The organism is Paraburkholderia sp. CNPSo 3272, from assembly GCF_024206495.1.
Taxonomy (GTDB): domain Bacteria; phylum Pseudomonadota; class Gammaproteobacteria; order Burkholderiales; family Burkholderiaceae; genus Paraburkholderia.
In genome coordinates this window covers 23,495-34,118 of sequence record NZ_JAMBPQ010000030.1, presented here as the reverse complement: position 1 = coordinate 34,118, position 10,624 = coordinate 23,495, and the positions used below count along the sequence as shown (strand labels likewise).

Below are 10,624 nucleotides of genomic sequence, written 5' to 3'. Positions count from 1 at the left end.
AATTTCGGCGCACGCTCGCATGGGCAATTGATGTTGGCCGGGGCGGCCCAACCAATCTGGCCTGGACCTTGCCGCGGGCGCTCGGCGCCGCATGGCGTGTCGACTACGCCGCAGGCGGCGCGAGGCGCGATTGAGGGATAATAGCGGATTGCGCCCGCCGCGCGCCCTGCCCCAATTCCCGTTTTTCGGGGACCCGCATCTGAAAGGCAAGCACGCGCGCCCGGCTCCAGTTTCACGCGCTTTTTTAATGGCGCTTTTCCAGTTGCACCATGCGTATCCTCAATCTTTCCGCTTACCAGTTCGCCACGCTCGACAGGACCGCCGAGTGGCGTCCGCTCGTGCTCGAGCGCTGCCAATCGCTCGATCTGCGGGGCACGATCCTGCTCGCGCCGGAAGGCATCAACCTGTTCGTTGCCGGCGATGAAGGCGACGTGCGCGCCTTCATGGACTTCATCAATCACGATCCGCTCTTCGAGGGCAAGTTCGCGACGCTGCAGTTCAAGGAAAGCTTCTCCCAAACGCGGCCGTTCAACCGTATGCTCGTGCGCCTGAAGCGCGAGATCATCACGATGAAGAAGCCCGCGATCCGCCCCGAGGAAGGCCGCGCGCCTTCCGTGGCGCCTGTCGTGCTCAAGGAGTGGCTCGACCGCGGCTTCGACGACGAATGCCGCCCCGTCGTCATGCTCGACACGCGCAACGCGTTCGAAATCGATGTCGGCACGTTCGACAAGGCGCTCGACTACCGCATCGACAAGTTCAGCGAATTCCCCGGCGTGATCGAGGCGAACCGCACCGATCTCGAAGGCAAGACGGTCGTGTCGTTCTGCACGGGCGGCATTCGCTGCGAAAAGGCCGCCATCCACATGAAGGAAATGGGCATCGAGCACGTGTATCAGCTCGAAGGCGGCATTCTCAAGTACTTCGAGGAAGTGGGCGGCGCGCACTACAACGGCGACTGCTTCGTGTTCGACCAGCGCACCGCGCTCAATCCGCAGCTCGAGCCGACGGACACCGTGCAGTGCTTCGCGTGCCGAGCCGTCGTGACGCCGCAGGAGCAGGCTTCGCCGCTCTACGTGGTGGGCAAGAGCTGCCCGGCGTGCCATCCGGAGCGCGCGGGCGCACCGGATGCAGCCGCTCAGGCTGCCGCTTAAGCTGCGCGCGTGAGCGCAACGCCACAAGGGTATCGCGGGCGCTTCGCGCCCTCGCCCACTGGCCCGCTGCACTTTGGCTCGCTCGTCTCTGCGCTCGCGAGCTGGCTCGACGCGCGAGCGCATGGCGGCGCCTGGCTCGTGCGCGTGGAGGACATCGACGGCCCGCGCACCGTGCCGGGCGCAGCCGAAGACATCCTCGCGACGCTTGCGGCCTTCGGCTTTCACGCCGACGAGCCGCCCGAATGGCAGAGCCGCCGCACCGGTCTTTACCGCGGGGCGCTCGACCGGCTGATCGCCTCGGGCCACGTCTATCCGTGCGGCTGCACGCGCAAGGAAATCGCCGATTCGCAACTGGGCGCGCATCAGCGCAACACCACGCTGATCTACCCTGGCACCTGCCGCGACGGCCTGCACGGCAAGCCCGCCCGCGCGTGGCGGCTGCGCGTGCCTGACGCAGCAACGGCGGACGAACCCGCAGGCGCGCACGCCAATCCCGCATTGATCCGCTTCGACGACCGCTGGCAAGGCCCGCAGCATCAGAACCTCGCAACCGAAGTCGGCGATTTCGTGCTGCTGCGCGCGGACGGCCAGTGGGCCTACCAGCTTGCCGTCGTCGTAGACGACGCGCAACAGCGCATCACGCACGTGGTGCGCGGCGCGGACCTGCTCGATTCGACGGCGCGGCAAGTCTGGCTCCAGCAGTGTCTTGGCGTGCCGACGCCCGCGTATCTGCATGTGCCGGTCGTCACGAACGCGGATGGCGAAAAGCTCTCGAAGCAGACCGGGGCGCAAGCCCTCGATGCGTCACGGCCGCTGGAGGCGCTGATGGCCGCGGCGCGGCACCTGGGACTCGAATTGCACGATACCGCGCCCGCGACGCTCGCAGCGTTCCAGCTCGATGCGATCGATGCGTGGAAGCGGCGGCTCGCGCAATTGCCGGCCGCTTAAACAAAAACGGCATGCCGCCCGAAGCGATATGCCGTCTTTCTGCACCGCGCGAATCTCTCGCCCTCGAACTCAGCTCGACTAAGACGACGTCGGCTTGTTGCGCCACGACGACCCCAGGCCGCCCAGCAGCGCGGCGAGCGGCTGCTTCGATTGCTGCTTTTGCGGCGCGGCATTCGCGGGCTTGTCTTCCGCCTTGCTGCGCGCGCTCGCCGAGGGCTCGTAGGGCTTCAGGAAAAAATCGTCGACGGGCTGCGAACGATGATGATGCGGGCGCTCGAACGACGCCGCGCGGCGGTGCGTGCCGCGCTCGCCGCGTTCACCGCGGCCTTCGCGGCCTTCATGGCCGTCGCGTTCGCGGCGGCGGCCGCCACCCTCGTGATGCGGCACCGGCACGTCGACCACGAGGCGCTCCACGGTCAGCGGACGCTTGATGAGCTTCTCGATATCGGCGAGTTGCTTCTTCTCGTTCGGGCTGCACAGCGAAAGCGCGTCACCCGAGGCGCCCGCGCGGCCGGTGCGGCCAATGCGGTGCACGTAGTCTTCGGCGTTGAACGGCAGGTCGAAGTTGATGACAGCGGGCAGTTCGGCAATGTCGAGGCCGCGCGCGGCCACGTCGGTCGCCACGAGCGCTTCGATTTCGCCGCGCTTGAACGCGTCGAGTGCCTGCATGCGCTCGCTCTGCGTGCGGTCGCCGTGGATCGCGGACGCGACGATGCCCTGCTTTTCGATCTGGCGCGCGAGACGGCTCGCACCGATCTTGCTGTTGCAGAACACGATCACCTGCTTCAGGCCCCGGTCGCGGATCAGCTGAACGACCGCGCCGGTCTTGTCGCCCTCGGCGACTTCGTACACCACCTGGGTGACGTTGGTCGCGGTGGAGTTGCTGCGCGCCACCTCGATGGTCTGCGGCGAGCGCAGATAGGTCGCGGCGAGCTTCTTGATCTCGCCCGAGAACGTGGCCGAGAACAGCAGCGTCTGGCGCTCCTTCGGCAGCAGGTTCAGGATGCGCTGCAGGTCGGGCAGGAAGCCCATGTCGAGCATGCGGTCGGCTTCGTCGAGCACGAGCATCTGCACCTGACCCAGGTTCGTGGTCTTTTGCTGCACGTGGTCGAGCAGGCGGCCAGGCGTCGCGATCAGGATTTCCACGCCGCGGCGCAGCTCGTCGGACTGCGGATTCATGTCGACGCCGCCGAACACCACCGCGCTGCGCAGCGGCGTGTGCTGCGCGTAGGTGCGCACGTTGTTGGCGACCTGGTCGGCCAGCTCGCGCGTGGGCGTGAGAATCAACGCACGCACCGGATGGCGGGCGGGCGAAGCGCTCGTGCTCGCCATCGGCAGGAGGCGTTGCAGGATCGGCAGCGAGAAGCTAGCCGTCTTGCCCGTGCCGGTTTGCGCGGCGCCCATCACGTCGCGGCCCGTGAGCACCACGGGAATCGCCTCCGCCTGGATCGGCGTGGGCGTCGTGTAGCCCTGCTCCTTGACCGCCCTGAGGATTTCGGGGGCCAGACCAAACTGGTCAAAGTTCGCAGTGCTGGGCGTGACGGCTGTGTCGGACATGGTGGCTTCGCTATAAAGGCGCTATTCGCGCAAGGCGCGGGAGCGCCTCAAATGGTCACTGCTGGGCATTGCAGGTCGATGCAAAGGCGCCGGACAACACGTCAGGCGCCCTCCTGCGACGGGCGGAACACACGCCCGCGAGGGCTTCCCGGCAAACGGATGGCCCGGGATGGCCTGTGGACGACGAGACAATCTGCCGGGGACGGGGCGCCGGCTGCATCGCCGCGCTCGCTCGGGTTCAACCCAGCCAGACTCGCTCGATTCCAGATGGTTCCGGCGCCGTCCTCGTCTCTTGACGGGCGCGCGCACCGGAAATGTGAAACGACTCGATCGGCGATTCAGCCGATCCAGCAAGCCGCAGGACGGCTTGCTGCTTGCTTGCTTGCTGCTTGTTGCCTGCTTTCGGCTTGCTTGCTGCCGGCGTTCTGCCCGCTCTTTGCGGCAGGCGCAAAGGGCCGAAAGGCCGGTATTGTAGCACCTCGGCATAGATCCCTATGGCAGCGGGCCAGGCGTTCTGCAACATGGCGCACCGGAAATTCCCGCGTGCCATGCGGCGATGCATCGCACCCTTTTCCGCCAAGCCGCCAGCCCGCCGCTCGCCATTCACCACGTCTCGCGGATCACCATCAGCCGCAGTTCGGTCATATCCTCGATCGCGTAGCGCACGCCCTCGCGCCCGAGGCCAGAGTCCTTGACGCCGCCGTACGGCATGTTATCGACGCGAAATGACGGAATATCGTTGATCACCACGCCGCCCACATCGAGCCCGTCCCATGCGCGGTGCGCGTTGGCGAGCGAATCGGTGAACACGCCCGCCTGCAGGCCGAAATCGCTGTCGTTGACAATCTCGATCGCCTGGCCGAAGTCGTCGAAACGCTCGAGGATCGCGACCGGCCCGAACGCCTCCTTGCGGTAAAGATCGGTGTCGCGGCGCACATCTTCGAGCAGCGTGGCCTCGAACATCGCGCCGTCCACCTTGCCGCCGGCGACAATCTTCGCACCCGCGAGCACCGCGCTCTCCATCCAGCCCGCGAGACGTTTCGACTCGGACTCCGAGATCATCGGTCCAACGAAGGTCGTTTCGTCCTTCGGGTCGCCCATCTTGAGCGTCTTGACCTTGGCGATGAGCTTCTCGCGCAGCGTGTCGTAGATCGACGCATGCGCGAGAATGCGCTGCACGCCGATGCAGCTCTGCCCCGACTGGTAGTACGCCCCGAAGGCCAGCCGGTCGACGACGTAATCGAGCTTGCCGCCCTGATCGCCGTCGACGATGGCCGCCGCATTGCCGCCCAGCTCCAGCACCACCTTCTTCTTGCCGGCCTTCTTTTTGAGATCCCAGCCGACCGCCGGCGAGCCCGTGAACGAGAGCAGCTTGAAGCGCTCGTCGGTGGTGAAGAGGTCGGCGCCGTCGCGGTGCGCGGGCAGGATCGAGAACGCGCCCTTGGGCAGGTCGGTCTCCGCCAGCACCTCGCCGATGATGAGCGCCCCAACCGGCGTGCGGCTCGCCGGCTTCAGCACGAACGGCACGCCGGCGGCCAGCGCCGGCGCGACCTTGTGCGCCGCCAGGTTGAGCGGGAAATTGAACGGCGAGATGAACGAGCACGGCCCGATCGGCACGCGCTTCACGTAGCCGTGATAGCCCTTCGCGCGCGCCGAAATCTCGAGATTCACGATCTCGCCGTCGATGCGCACGCTCTCTTCGGCGGCCACACGGAACGTGTCGATCAGGCGCGTGGCCTCGCCGCGCGAGTCGTTGATCGGCTTGCCCGCCTCGATGCACAGCGCCATCGCCAACTCGTCGAAGCGCTCGCGAAAGCGCGCCACGCAATGGTCGATCACGGCCTGACGCTTGTACGGCGGGTACGCGCGCATGGCGGGCATGGCGGCTTCGGCTGCCGCGATGGCCTGGTCGATCGCTTTCGCGTCGGCGAGCGCGACGCGCGTGGCGACTTCGCCGCTGTATTTGTCGGTGACTTCGAGGTCGGTATTGGCGGCAACGGCCTCGTTGGCCAGATAGTACGGATAAGTCGGTTTGAGCATGACGGGTTCTCCGTAAGTGCGGCGTCAAAGCTGCGCGCTCAGGCGCTTGATGTCGCGATTGAGCACGCGCTCGTTGTCCGAATAGTCGATGGGCACGTCGATTACATGCACGCCCGGTTGCACGAGGCACTGCTCGACGAGCGGCTTGAGCTGGTCCGCCGAGCCCACGCGGTGACCATGCGCGCCGTAGCTCTGCGCATAGTCGACGAAATCGGGGTTCTGCAGCGTCATCCCGTAATCGGGGAAATTCATGTTCTCCTGCTTCCAGCGGATCATGCCGAACGCGTCGTCGCGCAACAGCAGCACGACGAGATCGAGCTTCAGGCGCACCGCCGTCTCCAGTTCCTGCGAATTCATCATGAAACCGCCGTCGCCGCACACCGCCACGACCTTGCGCTGCGGATGCACGATCTTCGTGGCAATGGCCGAAGGCAGCCCCGCACCCATCGAGGCGAGCGCGTTGTCGAGCAGGATCGAATTGGGCTCACGCGCGCGGTAGTAGCGCGCGAACCAGATCTTGTACATGCCGTTGTCGAGGCACAGGATGCCGTCCTCGGGCATCGCGCCGTACACGTCGTGCACGAGCCGCACCGGATACATGGGAAAGCGCTCGTCGTGCTGGCCTTTGGCGAGATGCGCCTCGAAATGGCGCTTGATCTCCTCGAAGCGCGCGAAGTCCCACGCGTGCTCGCGCGGTTTCAGGCTCTCCTTGAGCTGCCACACCGCGTTGGCGATGTCGCCCACCACTTCGATCTGCGGGAAATACACGGGGTCGACTTCCGCGCCGAGAAAATTCACGTGGATGACGGTTCTCTCTTCCGCGCTGCGCATGAAAAACGGCGGCTTTTCGATCACGTCGTGGCCGACGTTGATGATGCAGTCGGCGTGCTCGATCGCGCGATGCACGAAATCGCCGTCCGACAGCGTGGCATTGCCGAGCCACAGTGGATGCGACTCGTCGATCACGCCCTTGCCCATCTGCGTGGTGAAGAACGGGATGCCGGTTTCGTCGACGAATTCGCGCAGCACGTTGCGCGTGGTCTTGCGATTGCCCCCCGCGCCGATCATGAGAAGCGGATGGCGCGCCTTGCAGATCGCCGCCACCGCGTGCGCGACGGCCTTTTCCTCGGCCACGGGCCGGCGGCTGAAGCTCTTGGGAATAGGCTTGCCGTCGCCCTCTTCGTCGGCCACGTCTTCGGGCAGTTCGAGATGCACGGCGCCGGGCCGCTCCTGCTCGGCCTGGCGAAACGCCTCGCGCACGAGCGCCGGAATGTTGCCGATGGAAACGATCTGACGCGCGTACTTGGTGAGCGGCTCCATCATGCGCACGACGTCGACGATCTGGAAGTGGCCCTGCTTGCTCGACTTGATGGGCTTCTGGCCCGTGACCATCAGCATGGGCATGCCGCCGAGCTGCGCGTAGGCGGCGGCGGTCACGAAGTTGGTGGCGCCGGGCCCCAGCGTGGCCAGACACACGCCGGTGCGGCCCGTCAGCCGCCCGTAAGTGGCGGCCATGAAGCCCGCGGCCTGCTCATGGCGCGTGACGATCAGACGAATCTTCGAGCGCCGCAGCGATTCGAGCAGGTCGAGGTTCTCTTCCCCTGGAATACCGAAGACATAATCGACGCCTTCTGCTTCGAGCGCCTTCACGAACAGATCCGATGCTTTCATCGACCACCTCGCTGGCAAGAGCGTGGCCGGCGGCGCGGGCGGCAGCCGGCCTTCGCGAACAGGCCGACAGGTTACTCCCGCCAGGCGGAATGCGTCGTGAAGCGTGCGTCCGGCGTCAGCGCATGATCGTCGCGCAGCCCGAGAGTACCGGCTTCGGACTAGCGTCGGACGTGACGTCGTAGAGATCCGCGCCGGGGCCCTTGGTCCACCACGTGTAGCGGTCGGCGACGTACTTCACGCCAGACGCAGCGATCACGCCGACGAACAGGAGCTTGCGGCCTTTCACCGGCACGACCGCGAAGCTCTGGCCGTTGGCCGCGTTCAGATAGGTGACCTTGAAGGTCTTGCTGTTGGCGCAGGTGTAGCTGAACGTGTGGCGCGACTGCACGTGAATATCGCGTATGTCGAGCGCTGCGCCCGGCGCGGCATTGCCCGATGCGGCATGCGCCGCGCTCGCGGCCAGGGCGCATGCGAGCGCCGGCACGGCCAGCGCGCGAGCGAACGAAAACGGGACATTGCGCTCGCGAGCGCGGCTTCGGCGTCGCTTCATCGAGTTCTCCGGAGATTGCCTGAATGGCGTGGATCGGGCAGCGCGCCAGGTCATGGACGCACGTTCAGGGGTCGATCGCATCCGCGCAGGCGTCGGTGGGCGCGGCCGCCAGGTGGCCAACGAGCGGCACGATCTTCAAACCCGCCGAGGCCACGCGGCACGGCGCGGCCGCCACACCGCAGCCCGCGAGCGCAAGGCCGCAGAGCGCGAGCACGCTCAGACGGCGCGCATGAAACACCAGTAGCTTGCCCATTCGCACCTTTTCACCTTTGGCTGACATGAGAACCCGGGACACGCGGCGCCTCTGTCGGGGCTGCCGGGCGCACGGCCGCGGGAAAGGGGGCGATTATCGTGCAATCGACGCGCTGGCAGCTTGTGGCAAATCAAACGCGGATCGAGCCGCGCATGCCGAGCCCGCTTTGGCTGGACTCAGTGTACGCCGTGGGCACGTTAGCTCGACACATCTGCCGCAACCGGACGCACCGCCGCAGCCGCTTCGCGGGCGCGCGAGCGGGCCTCGTCCGTGTCGGCGCCCGTGGCGAGCGCAACGCCCATGCGGCGCTTCACGAAGCTCTCGGGCTTGCCGAACAGGCGCAGATCCGCGCCCGGCACGGCCAGCGCCTGCGCAACGCCTTCGAATGCGATGCCGCGCGCGTCCATGCCGCCGTAGATCACGGCCGAGGCGCCCGGACCGCGCGCCGTCGTATCGACGGGCAGGCCGAGAATCGCGCGCGCATGCAGTTCGAACTCGGAGAAGCGCTGCGACGCGAGCGTGACGAGCCCCGTGTCGTGCGGGCGCGGGCTCACTTCCGAGAACCACACCTCGTCGCCGCGCACGAACAGTTCGACGCCGAAGAGACCACGGCCGCCCAGCGCCTCGGTCACCTTGTGCGAGATTTCGCGCGAGCACTCGAGCGCCTTCGCGCTCATCGGCTGCGGCTGCCACGATTCGACGTAGTCGCCGTCCACCTGGAGGTGGCCGATCGGATCGCAGAAATACGTCTGCACCTGGCCGCTGGCCGGGTCGATGGCGCGCACGGTGAGCTGCGTGATTTCGTAGTCGAAGTTGATGAAGCCCTCGACGATCACGCGACCGCGGTTCACTCGGCCGCCCGCGAGCGCGTATTCCCAGGCGCGCTCGACGTCGGCGTCGCTGCGCACGACCGACTGCCCCTTGCCCGACGACGACATCACCGGCTTCACCACGCACGGATAGCCGACCTTGGCGACGCCCGCCTTCAGCTCGTCGAGCGAATCGGCGAACGCATAGGGCGAGGTGGCGAGGCCGAGTTCCTCGGCGGCGAGGCGGCGAATGCCCTCGCGGTTCATCGTTAGCTGCGCGGCGCGCGCGGTGGGGATCACCTCGGCGACACCCTCGGCCTCGACGGCCGCTAGCGCATCGGTGGCGATCGCTTCGATTTCGGGCACGACGAGATGCGGGCGTTCGGCGTCGATGAGCGCGCGCAGCGCCTGGGGGTCGGCCATGTCGATCACGTGCGCGCGATGCGCGACCTGATGGCCGGGCGCGTTTTCGTAACGATCGACGGCGATCACCTCAACGCCGAGGCGTTGCAGCGCGATGATCACTTCCTTGCCAAGCTCGCCCGCGCCGAGCAGCATGACACGGGTGGCGGAAGCGGAAAGCGGCGTGCCGATGCGGGGGCGGGTTTGCATGATGTCTCCGGAGTGGCGGTATGGCGCAAATGCGTAAGAGCGCCGATGTTAACACGCGGCCTTGCCGCGGCGAGGCGCGTTGGCGCGTCGGCGGCAGCCCGCTTCAGGCGCGGCGCACACACGTTTGCGCTCGCATGCTGCAGCGCGGTGCGTTACGCTTACGCCTTCGTCGATTACGAGGAACGATGCGATGCCTATTAGCCAGACGGCGAGCCAGACGCCGATCCAGGCACCGAGCCAGAGCCCGCGCATGAATATGCGTCAGCGCCTGCGCCCTGCCCGAGGCGAATTCGCGCGAAAGCTGGCCTCGCGCACGGCGATGCTCGCTGCGGCCCTGCTGGTGTGCGCGTGCAAGCTGCCCGTGCACACGGACGCCTCCGCGCCGCTGCCCGATCCGTTCAACCCCGCCACGACGCAGCTGCTCGACAACACGCACTGGCAGCTCGTGGAATGGAAGCGCGCCGACGGCACGATGCGCGCCCTGCCGGGCCGCAACGCCGAAAACCCCGACGCTCGCCCCATTACGCTCGACCTCTCGACCGAGAGCGGCCAGCGCCGCGCAAGCGGCTTTTCGGGCTGCAACCGTTACTTCGGCGCCTATACGCTCAAGAACGGCCTGCTCTCGTTCGGTCAGCTCGGCGGCACGCGCATGGCGTGCATCGGCGCGGGCGGCGATATCGAGGGCGCTTATCTGGAAGCGCTCTCGCATATCGCACGCTCCGGCGTGCAGATGCGCCAACCGCAATCGCTCTTTCTCGTGCTCGAAAACGGCGACCGCCTGACGTTCGCCGAGCAGGGCGCCGAACCAGGCGCGGGCCCGGCCGCGACGCCCGGCGCCGCCTCGGACGCCAAACCGGCGCAGTGAACGCTGCGCGCATGAGCCGCCGCGCCCTTGCCCGGCGCGGCGCTTTTTTTGTTGCGCGCGAACCAAAACGGCCCGTGCGGGGTCTTTGGCGTGTCGGGCGCGCAACGCCTGCCGTGCCGCGCGCAACACCGCCCTCAAGTGGATGGCGGCGCGCAGGGGCCGAGCGGG

10 protein-coding genes are annotated in these 10,624 nt (G+C 67.0%); 3 read left to right on the top strand and 7 right to left on the bottom strand.

The window, feature by feature from the left end; genetic code table 11:
* Window positions 1-269 precede the first annotated feature (269 nt).
* Together M3I53_RS27770 and gluQRS are read left to right on the top strand one after the other, a co-directional pair.
* On the top strand, window positions 270-1,151 hold the full coding sequence (locus M3I53_RS27770) for a sulfurtransferase (protein WP_254319070.1): 882 nt from the start codon (window positions 270-272) through the stop codon (window positions 1,149-1,151).
* 9 nt (window positions 1,152-1,160) lie between these two features.
* Window positions 1,161-2,099 (top strand): tRNA glutamyl-Q(34) synthetase GluQRS, encoded by a 939-nt coding sequence (gluQRS, locus tag M3I53_RS27765; protein ID WP_254319069.1) that lies wholly within the window; start codon window positions 1,161-1,163, stop codon window positions 2,097-2,099.
* 78 nt (window positions 2,100-2,177) lie between these two features.
* Here the strand turns inward: gluQRS and M3I53_RS27760 are convergent, their stop codons facing one another.
* The 7 genes from M3I53_RS27760 to purT all read right to left on the bottom strand — a co-directional run bounded on the left by M3I53_RS27760 (window position 2,178) and on the right by purT (window position 9,591).
* Complete coding sequence (locus M3I53_RS27760; protein WP_254319068.1) at window positions 2,178-3,656, bottom strand: DEAD/DEAH box helicase; 1,479 nt, start codon at window positions 3,654-3,656, stop codon at window positions 2,178-2,180.
* Between the two features lie 238 nt (window positions 3,657-3,894).
* Window positions 3,895-4,179, bottom strand: coding sequence for a hypothetical protein (locus M3I53_RS27755; protein ID WP_254319067.1), 285 nt, complete (start codon window positions 4,177-4,179; stop codon window positions 3,895-3,897).
* An 80-nt stretch (window positions 4,180-4,259) separates the two neighbouring features.
* Window positions 4,260-5,696 (bottom strand): aldehyde dehydrogenase family protein, encoded by a 1,437-nt coding sequence (locus M3I53_RS27750; RefSeq protein ID WP_254319066.1) that lies wholly within the window; start codon window positions 5,694-5,696, stop codon window positions 4,260-4,262.
* Between the two features lie 24 nt (window positions 5,697-5,720).
* Window positions 5,721-7,367, bottom strand: coding sequence for an acetolactate synthase large subunit (locus M3I53_RS27745; RefSeq protein ID WP_254319065.1), 1,647 nt, complete (start codon window positions 7,365-7,367; stop codon window positions 5,721-5,723).
* A 115-nt stretch (window positions 7,368-7,482) separates the two neighbouring features.
* Entirely contained in the window at window positions 7,483-7,917 is a 435-nt protein-coding gene (locus tag M3I53_RS27740; RefSeq protein ID WP_254319064.1) for an MliC family protein, read from the bottom strand.
* Window positions 7,918-7,981: 64 nt separating this feature from the next.
* Window positions 7,982-8,170: a DUF6726 family protein gene (locus tag M3I53_RS27735; protein WP_254319063.1), complete on the bottom strand. Its 189-nt coding sequence runs from the start codon at window positions 8,168-8,170 to the stop codon at window positions 7,982-7,984.
* 197 nt (window positions 8,171-8,367) lie between these two features.
* Window positions 8,368-9,591 carry a formate-dependent phosphoribosylglycinamide formyltransferase gene (gene purT, locus M3I53_RS27730; RefSeq protein WP_254319062.1) on the bottom strand — a complete coding sequence of 408 codons (1,224 nt, stop codon included), beginning with the start codon at window positions 9,589-9,591 and terminating at the stop codon, window positions 8,368-8,370.
* A gap of 256 nt (window positions 9,592-9,847) precedes the next feature.
* Between purT and M3I53_RS27725 the strand changes: the two genes are divergently transcribed.
* Window positions 9,848-10,456 carry an META domain-containing protein gene (locus M3I53_RS27725; RefSeq protein WP_375542596.1) on the top strand — a complete coding sequence of 203 codons (609 nt, stop codon included), beginning with the start codon at window positions 9,848-9,850 and terminating at the stop codon, window positions 10,454-10,456.
* Window positions 10,457-10,624 lie beyond the last annotated feature (168 nt).